19 protein-coding genes are annotated in these 22,177 nt (G+C 54.5%); 15 read left to right on the forward strand and 4 right to left on the reverse strand.

The features are described 5' to 3' along the window. Positions 1-112 precede the first annotated feature (112 nt). From G5315_RS11680 to G5315_RS11690, 3 genes are read left to right on the forward strand one after another with little or no spacing between them, the layout of a single operon-like run. Complete coding sequence (locus G5315_RS11680) at positions 113-1,873, forward strand: polysaccharide deacetylase family protein (RefSeq protein ID WP_421333082.1); 1,761 nt, start codon at positions 113-115, stop codon at positions 1,871-1,873. Positions 1,874-1,876: 3 nt separating this feature from the next. After that, positions 1,877-3,103, forward strand: a complete 1,227-nt coding sequence (locus tag G5315_RS11685) for an O-antigen ligase family protein (protein ID WP_421333083.1) — start codon at positions 1,877-1,879, stop codon at positions 3,101-3,103. Then, positions 3,100-4,176 (forward strand): glycosyltransferase family 9 protein, encoded by a 1,077-nt coding sequence (locus tag G5315_RS11690; protein WP_421333084.1) that lies wholly within the window; start codon positions 3,100-3,102, stop codon positions 4,174-4,176. Before G5315_RS11685 ends, G5315_RS11690 begins: the two co-directional genes overlap by 4 nt. 38 nt (positions 4,177-4,214) lie before the next feature. On the opposite strand, the gene G5315_RS11695 is transcribed toward G5315_RS11690, so the two are convergent. Continuing rightward, positions 4,215-5,192, reverse strand: a complete 978-nt coding sequence (locus G5315_RS11695) for a hypothetical protein (protein WP_421297505.1) — start codon at positions 5,190-5,192, stop codon at positions 4,215-4,217. 52 nt (positions 5,193-5,244) lie between these two features. Beyond that, positions 5,245-6,306, reverse strand: a complete 1,062-nt coding sequence (locus G5315_RS11700) for a glycosyltransferase (protein ID WP_421297503.1) — start codon at positions 6,304-6,306, stop codon at positions 5,245-5,247. 236 nt (positions 6,307-6,542) lie between these two features. Between G5315_RS11700 and G5315_RS11705 the strand changes: the two genes are divergently transcribed. The 7 genes from G5315_RS11705 (at position 6,543) to G5315_RS11735 (ending at position 12,785) form a co-directional block, all read left to right on the forward strand. Further along, positions 6,543-7,754 carry a 3-deoxy-D-manno-octulosonic acid transferase gene (locus G5315_RS11705; protein ID WP_421333119.1) on the forward strand — a complete coding sequence of 404 codons (1,212 nt, stop codon included), beginning with the start codon at positions 6,543-6,545 and terminating at the stop codon, positions 7,752-7,754. Positions 7,755-7,952: 198 nt separating this feature from the next. After that, the gene (locus tag G5315_RS11710) at positions 7,953-8,774 is read left to right on the forward strand and encodes a helix-turn-helix transcriptional regulator (protein ID WP_005357044.1); all 822 of its coding nucleotides are present in this window, start codon (positions 7,953-7,955) and stop codon (positions 8,772-8,774) included. Between the two features lie 40 nt (positions 8,775-8,814). After that, a complete protein-coding gene (locus G5315_RS11715; protein ID WP_100652235.1) occupies positions 8,815-9,450 on the forward strand; it encodes a LysE family translocator in 636 nt (211 codons plus the stop codon). A gap of 57 nt (positions 9,451-9,507) precedes the next feature. Beyond that, entirely contained in the window at positions 9,508-10,638 is a 1,131-nt protein-coding gene (locus G5315_RS11720; RefSeq protein ID WP_421333085.1) for a spermidine/putrescine ABC transporter substrate-binding protein, read from the forward strand. A 389-nt stretch (positions 10,639-11,027) separates the two neighbouring features. Further along, positions 11,028-11,684 carry a DUF3313 domain-containing protein gene (locus G5315_RS11725; RefSeq protein ID WP_421209190.1) on the forward strand — a complete coding sequence of 219 codons (657 nt, stop codon included), beginning with the start codon at positions 11,028-11,030 and terminating at the stop codon, positions 11,682-11,684. Between the two features lie 100 nt (positions 11,685-11,784). Continuing rightward, complete coding sequence (locus G5315_RS11730; protein ID WP_421333086.1) at positions 11,785-12,147, forward strand: cystatin domain-containing protein; 363 nt, start codon at positions 11,785-11,787, stop codon at positions 12,145-12,147. 125 nt (positions 12,148-12,272) lie between these two features. After that, positions 12,273-12,785, forward strand: a complete 513-nt coding sequence (locus G5315_RS11735; protein ID WP_019445003.1) for a cupin domain-containing protein — start codon at positions 12,273-12,275, stop codon at positions 12,783-12,785. A 101-nt stretch (positions 12,786-12,886) separates the two neighbouring features. On the opposite strand, the gene G5315_RS11740 is transcribed toward G5315_RS11735, so the two are convergent. After that, complete coding sequence (locus tag G5315_RS11740) at positions 12,887-13,387, reverse strand: DUF1993 domain-containing protein (RefSeq protein ID WP_421333087.1); 501 nt, start codon at positions 13,385-13,387, stop codon at positions 12,887-12,889. A gap of 311 nt (positions 13,388-13,698) precedes the next feature. On the opposite strand from G5315_RS11740, the gene ydfZ reads away from it, so the two are divergent. Both ydfZ and G5315_RS11750 read left to right on the forward strand, forming a co-directional pair. Then, positions 13,699-13,896: a putative selenium delivery protein YdfZ gene (gene ydfZ, locus G5315_RS11745; protein WP_005342516.1), complete on the forward strand. Its 198-nt coding sequence runs from the start codon at positions 13,699-13,701 to the stop codon at positions 13,894-13,896. Positions 13,897-14,173: 277 nt separating this feature from the next. Beyond that, positions 14,174-14,704: an REP-associated tyrosine transposase gene (locus G5315_RS11750; RefSeq protein WP_421263305.1), complete on the forward strand. Its 531-nt coding sequence runs from the start codon at positions 14,174-14,176 to the stop codon at positions 14,702-14,704. Positions 14,705-15,729: 1,025 nt separating this feature from the next. Here G5315_RS11750 and uvrD read toward each other — a convergent pair. Further along, positions 15,730-17,901 carry a DNA helicase II gene (gene uvrD / locus G5315_RS11755; protein ID WP_421333088.1) on the reverse strand — a complete coding sequence of 724 codons (2,172 nt, stop codon included), beginning with the start codon at positions 17,899-17,901 and terminating at the stop codon, positions 15,730-15,732. Between the two features lie 506 nt (positions 17,902-18,407). On the opposite strand from uvrD, the gene G5315_RS11760 reads away from it, so the two are divergent. From G5315_RS11760 to G5315_RS11770, 3 genes are all read left to right on the forward strand, one after another. Beyond that, positions 18,408-19,406, forward strand: coding sequence for a BMP family lipoprotein (locus G5315_RS11760; RefSeq protein WP_005340803.1), 999 nt, complete (start codon positions 18,408-18,410; stop codon positions 19,404-19,406). Between the two features lie 85 nt (positions 19,407-19,491). Continuing rightward, entirely contained in the window at positions 19,492-21,057 is a 1,566-nt protein-coding gene (locus G5315_RS11765; RefSeq protein ID WP_075116180.1) for an ABC transporter ATP-binding protein, read from the forward strand. Next, positions 21,057-22,175, forward strand: coding sequence for an ABC transporter permease (locus G5315_RS11770; protein WP_005357011.1), 1,119 nt, complete (start codon positions 21,057-21,059; stop codon positions 22,173-22,175). The genes G5315_RS11765 and G5315_RS11770 overlap by 1 nt, the downstream gene beginning before the upstream one ends. The last annotated feature ends 2 nt before the right edge of the window (positions 22,176-22,177 follow it).

Here is a 22,177-nt window from a genome sequence, read left to right on the forward strand (position 1 = left end):
AGCACAACGCGGCAGTTTGAGCGCAAAACCGGAAGTGGGCACTCGCCTGCTTCCGGTTTCTGGTCTCTGTGGCTGCTTGCCGTTCCTCTCTTCTCTACCGGGTAACCGCGCGATGAATATATTGATGGCACTCTCCCAGCTCGAGGTAACGGGAGCTGAGGTCTATGCCACCACGGTCGGCAACGAACTGACCCGGCGTGGTCACAACGTCTTTTATGTATCAGATACCCTGACCAAGCCGACTCTTGGCCCAGTCTTCAAGCTGAGATTCAACAAGCGCAGCATTCTGCGCCGCTTCTGGCACGTCTTCTACCTTATCTATCTCATCAAAAAGCACCATATCCAGTTGGTGCATGCTCACTCCCGCGCCTCCGGCTGGAGCAGTTATGTGGCCTGCAAGCTGACTGGCACCCCGATGATCACCACGGTTCATGGTCGCCAGCCGGTGCACGCTTCGCGCAAGGCATTCCATGCTCTCGGCTATCGGGCAGTTGCCGTTTGTGAGGATATTGCCCATCAGATTGTCGACAATCTGGGGGTCGATCCCGCGATCGTGCAGGTGCTGCGCAACGGTATCGAAACCGACAAATTCCAGCCTGTGCCAGCGCCGGACAATCCCAAGCCGGTGATCGCCATCATTGGCCGTTTGAGCGGCCCCAAAGGGGAGCTCTGTTACCGTCTGCTCGACGAGGTACTCGATCTGGATGCCTACAAGGTGCGGATTGTCAGTGGTACCAAGGTGCCTGAGCGCTTTGCCCATTTCGAAGGCCGTGCCGAGTTTGTTGGCTATGTTGACGATGTGCCCGCTCTGCTGGCGAGTTGCGATCTGGTGATCGGTGCCGGTCGGGTAGCGATGGAAGCACTGCTCTGTGGTCGGCCCGCCTTTGCCATTGGTGAAGCCAAGGCAGTTGGTCTGGTAACCGAACAGAATCTGGATGATGCTCTGGCGAGTAATTTTGGCGATATCGGCCCCAAGGATCTGGCCATCGATTTTGCCGCGCTGAAGGGCGAAATCGAATCCGCCCTCGCAAGCAATGTGGTGCCGGAAGCCATTCGCCAACGCATTCAGGATGAGTATGGCTTGCAGGGGGTAGTATCCGGCCTCGAAACCATCTATCAGGATGCCGTAGTCGAAACCCTGCGCCGCGAGATGCCCGTCATCATGTACCACCGTTTTATCGAGCAGGATAGCGAGAAAGGAGTGCATGGCACCTGGATGCCGATCACCATGTTCGAGAAGCATCTGCGACTGATGAAGTGGCTCGGCTACGAGACCCTGACTTTCCGCGATTTGGCGGACAAAGGCTTTATCCACCGTCTGCAATACGGCAAGAAGTACCTGATGATCACCGCCGATGACGGCTATCAGGACAACCTGACCCGCATGCTGCCACTGCTGGAAAAATATGGTTACAAAGCTGTGGTGTACGTAGTCACAGGTGAAGGTTATAACCGCTGGGATGTGGAGCATCCGACCAATCCGGATACCAAGGTTTCGCTAATGAGTGGTGAGCAGGTCAAAGCGCTGGCCGCCAGCGGTCATGTGGAAATTGGTGGTCATACCCTGACCCATCCCCGCTTGAGCAAGCTCGCACCCGAACAACAAGCCCATGAAATTCAGGAGAATAAACGCCAACTGGAGGCCCTGCTTGGCCATCCGCTGCTCTCGTTTGCCTACCCTTACGGAGATATGGATGAGAGTGCCAAGGAACAGGCTATCACCGCCGGGTATCGTTTTGCTGTCGCTACCAATAGCGGCCCCAAAGCAATGCACCAGGACCCTTTCCAGATCCGCCGGATTGCCATCTTCCCCCGTACCGATGTATTCGGGCTGTGGCGAAAAATTCGTGGGAATTATGTGTTCAGGAAATAACTTGTGAATTTAGATAATAATTGCCTACGACTAAATATTATTGTGCAATTTGCAGCTTTTTTATTTGGCGCAATAGTTTTAACGGTCCCCAGTGGCTATGGATATGGGCCCAGCATTTTAGTTTTGACAAGTGTTTTTGTCTTTTGGCGTAAAAAATATTATTTGGCAATGAGTTCAGAGGTGAAAATATTATCATATATATTCATCTCTTTTTTTGTCATCCAAGCAGTGTCAATCTGGATTGATGGTGGCGCACTCAAAGAGTTAGACCGACCAAGTCGTTTGTTAATGGCTGCAATGACCTTACCTTTATTAAGTGTGTTCCCCATTAACATAAACGTTCTTATTGCTGGCCTCTCTATAGGAGCAGTGAGCTCAGGTCTAATCGCAATATATGAAAAGTTTTATCTTGGAATGCCTCGAGCTTTTGATGAAAGCATGCCAATTCAGTCAGGAAACATCAGCATGACATTGGCATTGTTATGTCTGTGTGCTTTTTTCTGGTTCCGCCATTTAGGGAAGAAAAGCATTGCTGCCTTTATGCTTCTTTCATTTTTAATGGGGGGGATAGGCAGTTTTCTCTCCGGGACCAGAGGTGGCTGGGTTTTACTTCCAATCGTCTTGTTTACAATAGTTTTTTATTTTAGAAAACAGCTATCCCTCAAAGATGGTCTCTATGCAAGCACTGTATGTGCCTTGTTGCTTTTCTTGGCTATGCTTCCGCAAAGTGGCGTAATGGATAGGATATATAATGCCAAAGCGGATGTTGTTCATTATTTTGATGGTGTGAATCCGGATACATCTCTAGGCATTCGATTGCAGTTGTGGGAAAGTGCATATAACTCTTTTTTGGAAAAACCAATTTTTGGTTGGGGAAATAACGGAATTCGCTTATCACAATTAAACCAATATAATAATGGTTCTATATCTGAGTTCATTTATAATTTTAACTCACATGCACATAATCAATTTTTAGATGAATTGGCTAAACGCGGCATTATAGGCTTCTTGATGTTAGCTCTGCTGTACTTTTATCCACTTTGGGTTGCGAGTAAAAATAGAGATAACTTATTGGTCAGTAGTATGTTGGCGGTTTCATCATTAACTCTTGTTGATTATAGCTTGAGTCAAGCATTTATAAGTCATAACTCCGGGGTGATATTCTTCATGTTTTTATTTTCGGCTTTAATTACCACAATAAAGGTATCGCCTTTGGAGGGAAGAAAATGATTAAGAAATTGCAATCATGGCGCGATATCATTCGTCGTAAAATAGGGATTGTGCTTTTTGACCGATCTTTGAAATCAGCTTCAAGTAAAGATGGTGCTATAGTCTTTGTTCGTTGGGATGCCAAATTGGGGGATGCCATAGTATCATCTTGGGTCGCTCGTGAAATAAAAAAGAAGTTTCCAGGCAAAAAAGTAGTTGCAATTACAACCCCTGAGATGAGGTTTTTATTTAAAAACCAATTTCTTTTTGATGAAGTTTATTCTATTCCGAAAAGACCAAGTTATGCAGCACTCGCCTCATTGGCTAGAGATATAGGAGATATTGAATATCTTGTTCATCTTACTAATGAAATGAAGATGAAAGATATTTTCTTTATCTCAAAATTATCTGTAAAAAATGTTATTGGTATAGATGACAAAATAAAATGTGTGAATATTAAAATTGGTCATTTAACCAAGAATATTCACTTCTCACAGAAGTTTGCCTTGGCCGTTAATAAAATGGGGGTTGATAACCCCGATACAGATTATATTGTTCCAGAATATCTTGAAGATGAGTCAAGCGTTAAATCTAGCTGGCCTGATAATCCCACAATCTGTTTTAATCCTTACGGTAGTGGCAGCTCACGAACATTTAATGATGAAAAAATTATCGAGATCCTGAAGGTTATGTTGAGCAAGCCTGGATATAATGTATGTTTGCTCTATCCACCGATAAAGAAAATTGAAACAGAACACAATATCAGGAGAATGCCTGATATCTTAAGGGAAAGAGTTATCACACATGACTCATCCCATTCTTTAGGTGTTCTATTCGCTCAAATAAGAAATAGTATCGGTATCGTGTCTGTAGATACGGCGACAATACACATTGCTGCAGGGCTTAAAAAACCTATATTTGGAATATATAATGATAATTTTGGTAAAGGTGAAAACCGGGAGTGGTTACCAAATTTTGAGAAAGCCATGGTAATGTATATTGATGCCAAAAAAGAACAAAATGTAAGCTACATTAATATGGAGGAGTTTGAGAATCAATTTAATGATTGGTATGTTCAGTACATAGCACAATAATTTAGATTTCTGCACCATAGCCTGGTGCAGAATAAAAATTAAAGCATCGCCTTTATGTATTTATTTACCCATATATCTAGTCTGTATTGATTTTTTATCTCGTCAGATATGTGATGATAAGGGAGCGTTAAAAAGTCAGGTGAGACTTTTAGATCTGTATCTGTTATGCAAAATATATTGTTGGGATGAAAGAACGGAAATGTCTCTGCGGTATTGTTATTTGATATTATTTTTTGTTCATAGGCAAGAGACTCAAAGAATCTAAAAGACAAGCCTTTTTGTGACTGGTATCCTATATCAAGAATACAGTGATAAGCCGATGAGATTGCCAATAGTTCATCACCAGTAATTGGCTTGGTAATTATTTCTATTCTCTTGTCTCTTATTTTTTTGATCTTTCGGTGGTGATCAACATAAATCATGATTTTAATTTTTAAGTCTGGGTTGGCATCCAGAAATGCAGTTATAAAGGCGTAGCGTTCACGATCAAAGCTAAAAATACCAAACACATCACCATCATAATTTCTGTTTGGTTGGAGTGGGGTTAAATTCTTTTTATAGTAGTTAGTTACTGGTGTAAAGCCATAGTTTTTAACATCTTGCGGATCAAAGCTCAAAACTTTATCAAAAAGTGAAATGTTTTTGATATTATTTGGCATTCTGAGAGTACTGTCCCACAGGTGGCAAATCATCCTGTTGGTGCATTTTTTGAGCTGTGTCAGATGTTCTGCCGTGTAAATATCAGGATTAGTGAGGATAGTGATATCAAAGTGGCGGTTTTTTGTAAAACCATTCAAAAACTGGGTGGTCGACAGCCAGCTTCTTTCTTGTTTTAAATTTCTTTTAAACAGAGCCTTTGAAATTAAGTTTGATATTCTCTCTACTGGGTGCAGGTAATCATATCTAGATATTTCTCCATTCTCAATAAATGTAACCACGTGTCCTTGTTGTCGCATCTCTTCAACTATCGGGGTAATGAGCCCTGCGTTATCAATACCTATTAATAGGATATTCATTGGATTAGCTCTCAAAATGACATTTCAATGTTATTTCATTAAATTTAATAAACTAAAGTGACATAAATGATTTTATGGTCTCTGTACTAGAGAATGGGCTGTAAAAATGATCTGGTATATGCATTTTATCAATATCCATACGAGATATTTTTTGCGCTATTTTGGGAATGTCAAAAAGGGAGCAAAGGTTATCTTGAAGTGGCCCAGTAAGAATTTCTGCCGGTCCAGACGGGCAATCCACGCTGATCACCGGGGTATGGCAGATGAGTGCTTCAATAAGCACTGTTGGCAGCCCTTCAGCATCGGATGTCAGGATGAGCGCCTGAGCGGCTTTGATATAGGGGTAGGGGTTCTTCTGAAAGTCGATGATCTTCACCTTGCTGGCAAGGTTCATCTCCTCGATCAAGGCTTCAATGTGAGGGCGTCGCTCCCCTTTGCCCATCAGAACGAGTGGCGTAGCAACGCCGCTTAGCTGATATGCCTGCAAGAGACGATCGTGGCGTTTTCGTTCTTCGAAGGTGCCGACATGGATAAAGTACTTGTCGAATGGCTTGCTGAAAGGCTCATCGGCCAACGCCTGAATTTTCTCGATATCAAACGGATTGTAGATAACCTGACACGATTTTGGTGTGGCTCTTACATTGTGCAAAATGTCGTCCGCGATGCCACGAGATACGCAGATCAGTTTCTTGCCATTATAGAAACGCTTGAATTTTTCATATCCTTTGGCATTGTCTTTGGCAAAGCCGGTGACATTTCCGTGGATCCAGTAATAAATATTCAGTGTATCAGGCAGGTGTCTGGTAATTTTGTCACATGAGCATGAGATAATTACGTCAGGTGAGATCTCTTTGACTTTTTTCAAGATCAGAGATGCTTGTATTTTTTCAACCGCAACATTGGATATGGCTTTAGTCAGCTTGGTGACAATGCCAAGATTAATCGGGTGAATGTTGTCAGGTAGCGTATGGTCTATTTTTTCCCGCAAGGTAAACAAGGTAACATCGACACCTGCATCTTTTAGCAAGGATGCGGTATTGAGCAGAACCTTTTCCGCACCACCACCATACAAGTCTTCAACAATGAATAAAAACTTTTTAACTGGTGGGGTCATAACTGCTCCGCGGGTCTCATAACTGACTGGTAAATCTACTAAAAATGTGAATCGTAAACGAGCAAAATCAGGTGGCAACTGTTAAAGTCGTTAGCAATTTTTTCAATAGGTGTGGATCAATGATTGGTCTTAGTGGGCGCTACCATAACGCATTATTCGCGGCCTGTATATTTGCCGGGCTGCTGCTCTCCTGGTTGTTTTCTGTTAATCAGCTCCTCACCGGCGACCAGACCCAGATGCTCTACAAGGGTTACCTTGGAGCCTATGAGGGGGTCTGGCTCAGCTATGGCAATGCGGCGAGTGCGGTGGGCAATGTGCCGGGGAGCTTGTCGGCCTGGCTGATTGGTGGGCCGCTGCTACTGTGGGATTCTCCCTATGCCCCCATGGTGTTGCTGCTGGTGATGCGGTTGGTCGGTTTTTTGCTATTTGATGCGGTTATCCGCCAGGTGTTTGTTGACCCCGTATCGAAGGGCAATGCGCGGTTGCTGTTTCTGGTGCTCTGCTGGCTCAACCCCTGGTTCCAGTACGAGAGTTTGCTCTACAACCCCTCCTATCTCTTCCTCTTCTCGGCCATGCACTGCTGGTCGGCTTGGCATATGCGCGAGCGAGCCTCCTTCTGGCACATGATTGTTCATCTGCTGGCTATCGGTATGGCGATGCAGTTGCACTACTCCTGGCCGTTGCTGGCTGTGATCTCCACCTACCTCTTCTGGCGCCGAATCCTCAAGGTGAGCTGGAGCGGGGTGGTGGTCGCAGCCCTGCTGATCGGTGCATCTCTGATCCCTTACGCCATGGAAGTGATGAGCAACAGCCATATCACCCAGAACGTCGATCCCGAAGCGCGTCAGCGCTATATCGGATGGGGGCTGGTGCATGTCTATCCGGTGCTGAAATCGGTGATCTACTGGCTGCGTTACGGCTCCTGGCTGTTTGCCAGCAAGCTGGTCAACGACACTCAGTTCATCTGGCTGGCGGGTCATGAATATTTGCAGATGACAGCAGTCTGGCTGTGGCGGGTGATGATCTACGGGGTGGGCTCTGCCACCGTGCTGCTGGCGGCCAAGGCCAACTGGCAACTGTGGCGGGATCTCAAGCCGCGTCTGCTGCGCAGCGACCGTGCATCAGTGGACGGCACGAGCTGGCTCGGCCTCTATGCGCTGGCGGCCGTATTGGCTGTGCTGGTGAGTGCGGCGCTCTCGCCCATCATCTTCAACTATTGGCACCTGATGCTGATATTCCCCTATGCCCTGTTCCCGATCCTGCTGTTGCTGGTTAGCTGGAGCCGCAGCCATCCTCAGTGGGTTGGCAAGGGGTTGCTGGCTGCCACCCTGTTCTGCACCGCGGTCAACCTGATTGCGGCGAGCGACAGCACCAAGTTCTCCTATCAGGCGGACTACAAGCAGCAGGTGCAGGAGTATTTGCAGGAGATGAAGCTGCAACCCAAGTAACTGGGTTGTGTGATCAGTCGAAGGGAGGCGTAATGCCTCCCTTTGCTTTTTCCGTAGCTCAATAAGCGGGTTGTGGTTGCCGGTTATCGCTGGTGGCGTAGCCGACCTGCTTTGGTGGCCATTGCACCAGCTGCAAGGGCATAGCCGGAATGCAATAATCTACAAGCTTTCAGCTTGTTTGCGGTGTATCTATAACCCATGAATACCACCGATTCCCTCATCCGCTACTGGCAATCCCCGCACCTGCCGGGGGTCGAGCTGTCACACTCCCACCACAGGGCGTTCAGCTACGGCCGCCATGTCCATCTCGACTACCATATCGGGCTGGTGCAGCGGGGTGGCCAGAAGTTTATCCACAAGGGAAATAGCCACCATCTGGTGCGCGGGGTGCTCTCTACCGTTAACCCGGACGAGGTGCACGACGGCCTCAGCCTGTTGCCGGAAGGGTATGAGGTGCGGGTCTTTGCCATCGATCCGCAGCAGCTGGCGCTCTGGCTGCCGGAGCAGCCGGAACCCTTCTTCGACAAGGGATTGCAGAGCCGCCCCGACCTCTATCAGGGCTTTGCCCAGCTGCACGGCTATCTCGACAACCCCAAGGCCGATGGCCTGCTGATCGAGAGCCAGCTGCTCGCCCTGCTGGGGGAGCTGCTGCATCTGGCCCCCGAGGTGCACCAGCTGGCCGATCCCCAGTTGCGATTTCTGCGCGACTACCTGATGGCCGCCCTCGACGAGCCCCACTCGCTGGAAGAGCTGGCGGGGCTGCTCGGGCTCGATCGCTTCGCCTTCCTGCGCCAGTTCAAGAAGCGCAGCGGCATGACCCCCTACGCCTGGCTGAAACGGCTGCGGCTGGAGCAGGGCAAGCGGCTGCTGGCGAGCGGCATGGCGGTGAGCGAGGTGGCGCTGGCGGTCGGCTTCTTCGATCAGAGTCACTTCCACCACGGCTTTCGCCAGGCATTCGGTCTGACACCCGCCGAATTTCGTGCCCAGATGCAATCTTTTACAAGCCGCGCCCCCCGCTGATCCGCCATGCTGGCTCTCCGTCGTTAAAGCGAGAGTTGTTATGCTGACCAGTCTGTTCGTTACCCTCGGCCTGATGCACCTGATTGCACTGGCCAGCCCCGGCCCCGATTTCGCCCTGATCCTGCGCACCAGCCTGCACCGGCCGACCGCCCTTGGCGCGGCGCTGGGCATCTCGCTGGCGATCATGGTGCACGCCACCCTGAGCCTGACCGGGATCAGCATGCTGATTGCCAGCCATCCGCTGCTGTTTATGGTGATCAAGTGCTGCGGCGCCCTCTATCTGGGCTGGTTGGGGTGGGGAGCCCTGATGGCGGCTCGCCAGCAGAGCAGTACCCTGATGGCCAGCGCCGCCAACGAGCTGCGCGGCTGGGGCAGGGGCGTGCGCACTGGCCTTGCGACCAATCTGCTCAACCCCAAGGCGCTGGTGTTCTTTATCGGCCTGCTGGCCGCCATGGTGACGCCAGAGGTGGACGGGATGACCCGCAGCCTGCTGGTGGGCGAGCTCTTCATTATTTCCCTCTGCTGGTTCGGGCTGCTGGCGTGGAGCCTCTCCACCGATCGTGCCCAGCGCCTGCTGCTGCGGGTACAGCGACCACTCAATCTGGTGACAGGCGTGCTGTTTGCGGTGGTCAGCCTCTCCATTCTGGCGAGCATGGGAGCCGAGCTGGTGGCCTGACGAGTGGGCGCATGGGCCTATACTCCAACAAGGTTTACCTGTCAGGAGTACCCGGCCATGCGTCTACTGCCTCTTTGCTGGTTGTTGGGGATGACCCCGGCGCTGGCGGCCCCGGTTCAGCTCAAATTGCTGGAGTGGGGCTATCTGCCTGCGGGTTATGAACAACAGTTTGCCGACTACGCCAAAGCCCATGGGGTGGAGGCGACGGTCAGCCGGATCGAGCCGCTGCTGACCGATTTCGACAGCGTCTACCGCTCCCTACGCACCCGCAGCGCCGATGTGGTGCTGCCGACCAGCTACTTTTACAAGGCCCATCACCAGCCGCTGTTCAAGCTGCTGCTCCCCATCGATTTCAGTCGCCTGCAGCACTACCCCGAGGTGAAGACCGCCCTCAAGAACACCGAGTATGACAAGCAGGGGGAGCGCAACTACTCGGTGCCCTTCTCCTACGCCATGTTCAGCCTCGCCTATGACAGCAAGCAGGTGCCGCAAGCGCCCACCAGTTGGCAGGTGCTCGCCAACAGCTCGCCGCCGGGCCAGTTTGCCGAGTTCTGCGACCAGTTCGAGCCGCTGCTCTTTTCGGTGCTGCTCTCGCTGGGCAAGTCGCCCGCCCTGTTTGCCAGTGGCGAGATGCTGGCCGACAAGACCTTGCAGCAAGAGGTGGAGCAGCAGCTCTCGCAGCGGCTGCGAGCCAGTCGTGGCTTCTGGTTCAATCAGGCCAACCGCTGTGAGGATCTGCGCCAGCAGACCTTTGCCACCACCTGGGGGCTGGAGCTGGTGGAGTGCAACAAGCAGAACGAGCAGCAGTGGCGGATCGCCATGGTGCAGGAGGGGGCCATCTATGCCCTCGATGCGATCTCCATCGCCCGCCATGTCGGGGATGATCCTGCGCGGCTCAAGGCCGCCTACCTGCTGGTGGATTTTCTGCTGAGTGCGCCGCTGCAACGCCAGATGCTGGTGGGCACGCCCACCATCTCGGCCAGCAATATTGCCTCCCGGCCGCCCCTCAGCCCGCAGGAGCAGGCGGTGCTGCCGGATCGCCCGCTGCCGGAGTTTGACGAGCGGCTGTTGGTGCCCGCGTTGCCCGCCCATATCAAGAATCGCTACAAACGGATGGTGCAGCAGGCGATCGTCGCCAGCGGTAAAGAGGGGCTGGTCAAGCAGTGCCCCTGGGATCTCGATAACTGATGAATGAGCCTGCTGCTTCTCCGGCGGCAGGCAAGTTTGCGCAAGATGGCTGATGATCGGTCATCGCCCGTTCCAGGGCATTTCCCCGTTCAACTCATGCCGCCCGCGGCTCGCATCGTTTGAAAAAACTGAGCGCTTTCCGCCGCCCCATTTAGCCGGATTAAACAACCGAACCCTCGCCAGATTGCCGTTCGTACCCTGGCTGACCCTGTACGAAAGTGCCTCAATTGTGACAACTTGGATGTGAGCTGAACAATCCTGATCTGTTGCTTGTGGGAAGGTGATGAATCGGTTATTTCTCTGTGACATTGGCGGCATCCGGCACGGGTTCTCCAGCCATGTGGTGCGAAATCCACAGCAAAAACAAACAGTAAAATGCAGGAGCAAATATGAAAAAGGTCGTGATGGTTGCCGTGGCTGCGGCCCTTCTGGGTGGCTGCGCCGTCAAGAATCAGGTATCCCACAGCTTGCAGGCGATCCCGTTGACTGCCTTCCAGCAGAGCGAGAGCAACCCCAATCAGCGCGTTTACAAGGAGCCGGGCGTTGACCTGCGCCAATACAATGAGGTGCTGCTCGATCCGCTGCAGTTTATCCGGCAGGAGAACGGTCAGTGGTATCTGCTGACCGCCAACGAACAGAACCAGATTGGCCGCTACTACCACGACAAGTTCCAGAGCGAGCTGATCAAGCAGGGCGTCAAGATCGCCACCGCCCCCGGCCCGAAGGTCATGCGGATCCAGGCCGCTGTCACCAACTTCGACCTGACCCGCCCCGACCCCAAGCTGCGTGACCTGCTGCCGGCCAAGATCGCCATCAACGTCACCCGCGAAGTGATCGGCAAGGAGCCTTACCTGCTCAAGGTGGGCAGCATGGCCCAGCTGCTCGACTCCCGGAGCGGCAAGCTGCTGGTGCGGGTGATGGATGCCCGTGAGAGCACGGACAGTACCCACAAGGATGAGCCCATCACCGCCGGGGAGATGGAGAAGATGATCGACCAGTGGGCGGCCAGCCGCGCCAAACAGCTGGCGGACAATCTGGGGCGCTGATCGATTGGTGCGTCCAAGCGGGGCGCAGCGGGAGCCTTTTGGGCTGCAATAATGGCAAGATGTTGATAAGGTGGTCATTTTGCAGGCAGGAGAAAATGATATGAAACGTGTGTTGTTACCCATCCTTGTTGCTGGCCTGTTGAGTGCCTGCAGCACCTCGTCACCCACTCCTGAGTGTGCGCCGATGGCGGGTGGCTGGCAGAGTCAGCCGTTGCCCAATACTGAAGGGGAGGCTGCGCTGGCCAGCGTGCTGGCTCGCATGAACACGGCCGCCAAACTGCAGAGCATCCGCGAGGTGCGCAGCCAGGTGGTCTCCGGGGTCAACTACGACATCGAGTTCCAGCTCGACAACGGAGAGGTGTGGAACACCCGTGTCTATCGGGATCTTACCGGCAACTACCAGATGACCCGCACGGCTGCACAGGGCGAGCTTCCTCCCTTGCCTTGCGTCAAGGCCAAGTAATTCCTGCTTGTTGAGCCCCTCGTCAGAGGGGCTCATCTGACCAGAAAATTTCTGCTTTTCTCCCCGCATTCTGACAGTCAGGATGACCCTTCCCGTGACTGCATCCTCATGGAAAAGGAACCGCTATGAATCGCCACCCCTGCATCAAACACTGGAGCGAGCTGCAAGAGCAGACGCCGCGCTACTACTCCGGCAGTCAGGAGCCCCTGTCGCGCGGTTGCGCCCTCGGCAAACACTTTGGCTTCAGCCGCATCGGCATCCACCACGAGATCGTCGAGCCCGGCCACCGTACCAGCTGGCCCCACGCCGAAAAGACCGAGGATGAGTTCGTTCACGTGCTGGAAGGGACGCCGGATGTCTGGCTCGATGGCGTGCTCTATCGGCTGCAACCGGGCGACTCGGTGGGTTTCAAGGCTGGTGACGGGCTGGCCCACGCCTTTATCAACAACACCGAAGAGACTGTCCGGCTGCTTTGTATTGGCGATACCGATCGGGAGGACAACCGCATCCACTACGCCGTGCACCCCGAGCGCAATATCACCCTCGGCAAGCTGCACTGGGATGACGTGCCCGAGCGCGAACTGGGGGATCACGACGGCCTGCCCGACAAGCTGCGCGAGAGCAACGGCCCCTTCTAGGGCGCAGCCCTTCTGCGCACCAGCCCAGTGCCATCCGGTATAAAAAAGCCTGCCGCTTGGCAGGCTTTTGCTATCTGTTTGCCGCCAGTGGCGTGCAGCGCTTATTGCAGGTTGAGCCCGCCCAGATAGTCGCGCTTGCCAAGATCGACCCCGGCGCGGCGCAGCAGGGCGTAGGCCATGGTGAGGTGGAAGTAGAAGTTGGGAATGCCGTACTCATGGACGCAGGTATGGCCATCCATCCCCTTGCCGCCCGCCCAGTGGGGCACGTAACGGCCGCTGGCGTACTGGCTGTAGTCCGCGTCCAGCTTGCCTTGCAAATAGCTGATGGTCTTGCCGATATGGGCGCGCAGATCCGCCATGGTTTTGGGCTCATCCCCCATGGCCGGCAGCTCGCTGTGGCTGGCGGTGGCGACCACGGCGCGGGCCGAATCGCAGCAGATCAGCACCTGCTTGGACAGCGGCAGCATATCGACGATCAGCCGATCGCCGAAGAAGTTGTCCACGTTGAACTGCTTCGCCGCGGCGTGGGCCTCGGCCTTGGCCAGACAGTGGTCGAGGTTGGTCAGCATCTTGATGAACTGGGCGGTAATGTCGCGATTCATGAGCACTCTCCATCTTGTTGAAACAGCGGCCCGCTTGCGCGGCCACGGTGAATGAGACTGGCTAATCGGCCACCAATATACCCCAACCGCTGCCGGGTTCGAGCCCGCCGCGACGAAAAGGGCAGGGCAGCACCACTGCGTGCGACAACCGCTGGCCAAGGGGTTATGCTCGCTTTTTGAACCTGTGAGTCCCTTATCGCCCCTTTTTTGATCTGTGACATAAATCACCTTTTTTCAGGGGCGTAGGCTGAATGTCGTTGTCCTGGACAGACGCCTGCGCATTCGCCAGGACACAAGAAAAGGAGAATGAGATGAAGATCTATGACCGTAACCGCAATGTGCTGAACCTGGGTCAGCGCGTGATGATTGCCGCCACTGGCGCAGTCGATTTTCTGAAAGAGGCCCACACCGACAATATGACCCCCTATCAGGCGGAGCATGAGAAGTGCGTGCTGCTGGCAAACTCCGGTGAGCGCTACGCCCCCATCGAGTTGATTAGACTAGGCTGATCCCTTTCCCTGTCACCCTACTCTTTACAATTCACCCGGCCGCCGCGCCCCATCTGGCGGCCGGGTTTCTGATTTCCCCCTACCTGTTTTGCCCACTCGTCTAACGAATCGCTGCAAGCCGCTTTGAGTCGCCTTGTAGGTTCGATTAGCGAAGCGTAATCGGACGATCGCGTAAGCGAACATCCGCGTAATGGAACATCCGCACCATCACGCCTGCAAGCAGATCGAAGTGAGGCAAGGCTATGCTTGGCTTTTCGGCCTCAACGAGGAGGACAGGATGGCCAATTGGCGGCGGGCATGGTGGCCCGGAGGAACCTGGTTCTTTACCGTCAACCTGCTGGAGCGGCGCAACAACCGGTTGCTGGTGGAGCAGATTGACCTGCTGCGCCGCAGCGTTGCCAAGGTGCAAGAGGCTCACCCCTTCGCCATTCACGCATGGGTGGTGTTGCCCGACCATCTCCACTGCATTCTCTCTTTGCCGGAAGGGGACACCGATTTCCCCCTGCGTTGGCGGCTGATCAAAAGCCACTTTTCCCGCGCCTTGCCAGTGAACGAGCGGCGCAGCCAGACCCGGTTACGCCACGGGGAGCGGGGCATTTGGCAACGCCATTATTGGGAACACCTGATCCGGGATGAGCAGGATTACCGCCGCCATATGGATTACGTCCATATCAACCCGCTCAAACATGGTCATGTCACCCGGGTGGCCGATTGGCCGTATTCCACCTTCCATCGTTACGTGGCGAATGGCGTCTATCCGCCGGATTGGTGCGGGTCGGTGGATGGAGTATTGGGGGGATTGGAGTAAACCCCTAAAGGGTTGTTCCGTTGTAAGCGTTCGATTACGCGAACGTCTGATTACTCGATCGTCCGATTACGCTTCGCTAATCGAACCTACGACTATGCGTCATTTAACCATATGAATATATTGTGTTTTTGTGCTTCTCTGAACGTTGGGGTATCACAAATAGTGATATATTTTCATTGACGGCTAGGTCACGATTGTCCATGATTCCGGTTACACATTTGACTCACAAATTGTAAGTTAAGGGTGTAAAAAAGGGCCCGAAGGCCCTTGGTTAGATCTGGTAATACTGCACTTTGGTTGCTTCTGGTGTGCGAGACCAAAAGTAATCGTTGAAATCGTGCGGGACTACACTAAGCAGAAGTAAAAACACAAATCCTACAAGCTTTTGTCTTAAAGCGTCTAGGAACCCTGATATGAGCCACCTGATCCATTTTGGAAGGGTGGCTTTATCATTTGTAGTCTTTGGTGTTGAACGACGTGAACGTCGTGGCCTTTTTGGCATGGATGACCTCCATTATTTGCCATGGGATGGGCACAGTTTCGCCCGGGATAGGTTTTGATACTTCGCTTCTCAACATGAGTTGCTCCTTAGTTGATGTAAAACCACTATATGTGGTGCTCCTGTCGCTTCGTAACACAAGATAATGGTGCAGAGACAGAGTTGCAATGTGTGGATAACTGACGCGCTGTGGATAAATTGTGAGTCCCTTGCTATCTGTTAGTATCCACTCACACTGAGCGGGTTTTCATTCGTCCGCTCCGCTAAATACAAGTCTCCCGATCGAGGGTGGAAAATTTAAATAACTTTTTTTGCTTGCGATAAGGGTGCTTTTTTAATAGCAAAATTAAGTTGAATATACCTTGTCCAATATGGGGCAAATATTGTTCTTCCACAGTTTAAACACAGCTGTAGGTTCGAATAGCGAAGCGTATTCGGACGTTCGCGTATTTAACGTTGTCGCGATAATGGATATAAAACCCAACCCGGCCTAAGCCGGGTTGGTTGTATCAAAAGGCGGGAAAAATCACAGCGCTTCCAATCTGGCATACGCCGTCACCAGCCACTTGGCGCCGACGTCGTCGAACTGGATCTGCACTCGGCTCTGCTGGCCGACCCCTTCGAAGTTGAGTACTACCCCTTCGCCGAATTTCGGATGGAGCACCCGCTGGCCGAGCTTGATGCCGCTGGCGTCGAAGCTCTGCTGCACCTCGTTCTGGCTAAAGCGGCCGTACTGGGTGGGGCGGCTGACCTGAGTGCGCAGCCGGATCTCTTCCAGACACTCGGCGGGCATTTCGCGGATAAAGCGGCTCGGTTTGTGGAACATCTCGCGGCCGTAGATGCGGCGGCTCTCGGCATAACAGATGTAGAGCTTCTCCATGGCGCGGGTCATGCCGACGTAACAGAGGCGGCGCTCCTCTTCCAGCCGGCCCGACTCCTCGGTCGATTGCTGGCTGGGGAACATCCCTTCTTCGACGCCGACCAACAGCACCAGCGGGAACTCCAGCCCCTTGGCGCTATGCAATGTCATCAGCTGCACCGCGTCGGCATATTCGTCCGCCTGATTCTCGCCGGATTCCAGCGCCGCATGGGCGAGGAAGGCGGAGAGATCGCTCATATCTTCCAGCTCGTCCGGGCGCTGGTACTGGCGGCAGGCGGTGACCAGTTCGTCCAGGTTTTCTACCCGCGCCTGGGATTTCTCGCCCTTTTCTGCCAGATACATCGCCTTGAGGCCGGAGTTCTGGATGGCGATATCCGCCTGCTGGTGCAGCGGCAGCAGGGAGACCTGTTCCTCCAGCGCGTCAATGAGATCGACAAAGCCGCGCACCGCGTTACCGGCGCGACCGGTCAGCACCTTGTCGTTGAGCAGCGCCTTGGCCGATTGCCACAGGTTGAGCCCCTGATCGCGGGCGTTGCCGCGCAGGATCTCGATGGTGCGATCGCCGATGCCGCGGGTCGGGGTGTTGACCACCCGCTCGAAGCTGGCGTCGTCGCCACGGTTGTTGATAAGGCGCAGGTAGGCCATGGCGTCCTTGATCTCTTGCCGCTCGAAGAAGCGCAGGCCGCCGTAGATGCGATAGGGCATGGCGTCCTGCATCAGCGCCTCTTCCAGCACCCGTGACTGGGCGTTGGAGCGATAGAGGATGGCGCAGTCGGCCAACAGGCCGCCCTTTTCCTTCCAATCCTTGAGACGGCCGACCACGAAGCGCGCTTCGTCCACCTCGTTGAAGGCGGCGTAGAGGGAGATCGGCTCGCCCTCGGCCCCTTCGGTCCACAGCTCCTTGCCAAGGCGCTCGGCGTTGTTGGCGATGACGCTGTTGGCCGCTTTGAGGATATTGGCGGTGGAGCGGTAGTTCTGCTCGAGGCGGATGGTCTCGGCCCCCTGATAGTCGGTCAGGAAGCGCTGGATGTTCTCGATTTTGGCGCCGCGCCAGCCGTAGATGGACTGGTCATCGTCGCCGACGATCATCACCTTGCCGCTGTTGCCCGCCAGCATCCGCAGCCAGGCGTACTGGATGCCGTTGGTATCCTGAAACTCGTCCACCAGGATGTTCTGGAAGCGGTCGCGGTAGTGCTCGAGGATGTGCGGCTTGTTGAGCCACAGCTCGTGGGCGCGCAGCAGCAGCTCGGCAAAGTCCACCAGACCGGAGCGATCGCAGGTCTCCTGATAGGTCTTGTAGATCTGCTGATAGGTGCGGGTGACGGGGTCGCCGTAGAGGTCGATGTCGCCGGGGCGCAGCCCCTCGTCCTTCTTGCCGTTGATGTAGCCCATCACGGCGCGTGGAGCCCAGTGCTTCTCGTCGAGGTTGAGCGCCTTGAGCACCCGGCGGATCAATCGGTACTGGTCGTCAGAGTCGAGGATCTGGAAATCCTGCGGCAAGCCGGCATCCAGATGGTGGGCCCGCAGCAGGCGGTGGGCGATACCGTGGAAGGTGCCGATCCACATACCGCGCACGCCGTCGCCGATCACTTTTTCGACCCGGCCGCGCATCTCGGCCGCCGCCTTGTTGGTAAAGGTGACCGCGATGATGGAGAAGGGTGAACAGCGTTCCACCTGCATCAGCCAGGCGATACGGTGCACCAGCACCCGGGTCTTGCCCGAACCGGCACCGGCCAGCACCAGCAGGTTGCTGCGGGGCGCCGCAACGGCATCTCTTTGCTTGTCGTTGAGCCCGTCGAGCAGGGTTGAAACGTCCATCACCACTCCTGTTTATTTATACAGGCGGGGATTATACGGCCATCCCCCTGCCAGACCAAATCCAAACTCGGGGGTAGGGGTGAGATGGGGTCCTGCAAGGGCGCCGGTGCGGCCATTTTTGGCTGGCGCAGAGAGAACGGGATGGGGAGGTCTCCAGCTGTAGCCAATCCTTGCTCGCGCGGTTTGTGGGGATTTTGCGAGCCGGATCACGGGCTTGCCGGGGGGCTGGATGAATAAGAGGGGAAAACGGTTTACAGTAACTTGCTGAACAATAAGAGAAATGTCGTTTGGGTCTTTTGGTTGTTAGCATAAAAAACTGAAAAGTAGCTAAAAAACAACTGCTTATAAGGTTATTTGCTTATAATTCAAACCGTTAACGCAAACGTTTTTCCCTTATCATTTGCTTGACCCGCATCGGGGCTGACTTAGAGTAAGCCTGCGTGCTAGATAGCCTGCTCTGACAGGCAAGCAAGTTCCCTCACTTAATAACAATCAAGGATACGATCGTGACTAAAGTGCTCAAGCTGGCCACCGTGGCCTCCCTCACTCTCGCTGCTCTCTCTGCTCAGGCTGCTTCCGAGCCAGCCGTCATTTATGACACCGCGGGCAAGTATGACAAATCATTCAACGAAGCCGTGTTCCGTAACGGCGTCGAGCTCTACAACAAGGACAAGGGCGTCAAGGTCAAAGAGTTTGAACCCCAGAACGAAGCCCAGCGCGAGCAGGGTCTGCGTCGTCTGGCCAGCCGTGGCAACGGCCCGATCGTGGCCGTCGGTTTCAACATGGGTTCTGCGGTAGAGAAGGTTGCGACCGAATTCCCGAAAACCCAGTTCACCATCATCGACATGGTGGTCGACAAGCCGAACGTCCAGTCCGTCATCTTCAAGGAGCATGAAGGTTCCTTCCTGGTGGGCGCGCTGGCAGCCATCGCTTCCAAGAGCGGCAAGGTCGGCTTCGTGGGCGGCATGGATATCCCGCTGATCCGCAAATTCCAGTGCGGTTACGAGCAGGGTGCCAAGTTCGTCAATCCGAAGATCGAAGTGTTCCAGAACATGGCGGGCTCTACCCCGGCCGCGTTTGCTGACCCGGCCAAAGGTGCCGAGCTGGCCAAGTCCCAGTTCGCCAAGGGCGCTGACGTGGTTTACGCCGCAGCTGGCGGTACCGGTATCGGTGTCTATCAGGCAGCCAAGGACAGCGGCAAGTTCGCCATCGGTGTGGACTCCAACCAGAACCACCTGCAACCGGGCACCATGCTGACCTCCATGGTCAAGTCTGTGGGTCTGGCCGCTTACCAGACCTGGGATGACGCTGCCAAAGGCGAGTGGAAGCCGGGTATCAAGAACCTGGGTCTGGCCGAAGGTGGTGTGGATTGGGCGCTCGACAAGGACAACGAGAAGCTGATCACCCCGGAAATGAAAGCCAAGGTAGATGCCATCAAGGCTGAAATCATCGCTGGCAAGGTCAAGGTTCATGACTACATGAGCGATAACACCTGCAAATACTAATTAGATAGTTGCTACGACTCTCAACGCACCACCGGCCCGCACGGGCCGGTTTTTAGTCTTATTTCATGAAACGCAGGGCTGCATCATGGACCAGACAGATCGCTATGCCATCGAATTAAGAGGTATCGATAAGCGGTTCGGCGAAGTGTACGCCAACAAGCTGATCGACCTTAAGGTTCGCAAAGGCAGTATCCACGGCATTGTCGGCGAAAATGGCGCCGGTAAGTCCACCCTGATGAGCATCATTTATGGTTTCTACCATGCCGACAAAGGCGAGATGCTGATCGACGGGAATCCTTTCAAACCCCATGGCTCACAAGATGCGATTGCCGCAGGCGTGGGCATGGTTCACCAGCACTTCATGCTGGTCAACAACTTCACCGTATTGGAAAACGTCATCCTCGGCGCTGAGAACGGCTGGCACCTTCAGCAGAGCGTGGCGTCAGCCGAAAAGTTGCTGGGCGAACTGGCGCGAGACTATGGCCTCGACGTGCCGCTGCACGAGAAGGTCGAAGATCTGCCGGTTGGTTTGCAACAGCGGGTCGAAATTCTCAAGGCGCTCTATCGCGGCGCTCGCATCCTGATCCTCGACGAGCCGACCGGGGTACTGACCCCGCAAGAGGCGGATCACCTGTTCGAGGTGCTGAAAAAGCTGCGAGATCAGGGGGCAACCATCATCCTTATCACCCACAAGCTGCGCGAGATCCTGGCCATTACCGATCAGGTCTCCATCATGCGCCGTGGCGAGATGGTGGCGCACGTCGCCACCAAGGATACCGACAAGGAGCAACTGGCCGAACTGATGGTGGGCCGCAAGGTACGCCTCAAGGTCGACAAGGGGCCAACCCAGCCCGGTGAAGCCAAGCTGAAGATCGAAGGGCTCAGCTATTTCGACGCCAGCAAGGTGGAGCGGGTCAAATCGGTCAGCTTCGAGGTGCGGGCCGGTGAAGTGGTCGGCATCGCCGGGGTCTCCGGCAACGGTCAGTCCGAACTGCTCAGCCTGCTTGGCGGCATTCTCAAGCCGAGCAAGGGCAGCTTTACCATCAGCAGTCGCAGCGGCGTGCACAAGGTGAGCGCGGAGCACCCGGCCGATCCCGAGCTGGTGCGCAACTACGGCCTCGGCCATGTGCCGGAAGATCGCCACAAGATGGGTCTGATCAACCGCTTCGAGGCGAAAGAGGCCTTTATCCTCGGTTATCACCGCCGCCCGCAATACAACAAGGGTTGGCTGCAGAACAAGGAGGCGATCCAGCAGGATTGTCAGGCCAAGATGGAGAAGTGGGACGTGCGCCCGCCCCATCCCGATCACAAGACCGCCAACTTCTCCGGTGGCAACCAGCAGAAGCTGGTGATCGCCCGTGAAGTGGAGCAGGACCCGGATGTGCTGTTGATCGGCCAGCCGACCCGCGGGGTCGACATCGGTGCCATCGAATATATCCACCAGCAGATCATCGCCATGCGCGACAAGGGCAAGGCGGTGCTGCTGGTCTCGGTGGAGCTGGACGAGATCATGAGCCTCGCTGACCGGATTCTGGTCATTGCCGATGGTCGCATCGTCGGCGAGCTGGATGGTGCCAAGGCGGACGAGCGCACCATTGGTCTGATGATGGCGAACATAGTGCCGGACGAAGTTGCCAAGGAGGCCCACTGATGAGCCAAGTACGTATTCCTGCCTGGGTCTCCGTAGGCGTCTTGTCTGCGGTCAATATCCTGCTGGCCTTCCTGGTGTCGGCCATTCTGTTCTACTACCTCGACATCAACCCGGTCGATGCCGCCAAGATCATGTGGTACGGCGCGTTCGGCACAGGTGAAGGGGTTGGTTTCACCCTCTACTACGCAACCGGCTTTATCTTTACCGGTCTGTCGGTGGCGGTCGCCTTCCACGCCGGTCTGTTCAATATCGGCGGTGAAGGTCAGGCCTATATCGGCGGTCTCGGTGTCGGTCTGGTCTGTCTGATGCTCGGCGATGTGCTGCCGTTTGCCCTGCTGTTGCCGCTCTCCATCATTGCCGGTGGTCTGTTCGGTGCCGCCTGGGCCTTTATTCCGGCCTGGCTGCAAGCCAAGCGCGGCAGCCATATCGTGATCACCACCATCATGTTCAACTTCATCGCCGCCTCGCTGATGGCCTATCTGCTGGTGGAGGTGTTCAAGCCGCCCGGCTCGATGGCGACCGAGAGCAAGGTGTTTGCCGAAGCAAGCTGGCTGCCCAAGATGAGCGGGCTGGCGAACCTGTTCGGGATGGAGATCCCCAACAGCCCCCTTAACATCAGCTTCTTCTGGGCGCTGATCTGTGCGGCGCTGGTGTGGGTCTTTATCTGGCACACCCGCTGGGGTTACGAAATCCGCTCGGTCGGCGCCAGCCAAAGTGCCTCCGCCTACGCCGGTATCTCCTATCCCAAGGTGGTGATCCTGGCCATGGTCATCTCCGGCATGCTGTCGGGCTTCTTTGCCCTCAACGTGCTGCAGGGTGAGCTGCACCAGATCAAGCTCAACTTCGTGGAAGGGTTCGGCTTCACCGGTATCGCGGTGGCGCTGATGGGGCGCAACCATCCGGTCGGCGTCATCATCGCCAGCCTGCTGTTCGGTTTCCTCTATCAGGGGGGCGCCGAGCTCAGCTTCGAGTTCGGTGTCGACCGCAACATCGTGGTGGTGTTGCAGGGTCTGGTGATCCTGTTCTGTGGCGCCCTTGAGCACATGATGCGCCCGCGTATCGAGCAGCTCTATCTGGCGTTTGCCAACCGCTCAGCCGCACAAGCTAAAGGAGTCTGATC

Origin of the sequence: Aeromonas sp. 603607, assembly GCF_049171595.1 — a bacterium.
Taxonomy (GTDB): domain Bacteria; phylum Pseudomonadota; class Gammaproteobacteria; order Enterobacterales; family Aeromonadaceae; genus Aeromonas; species Aeromonas veronii.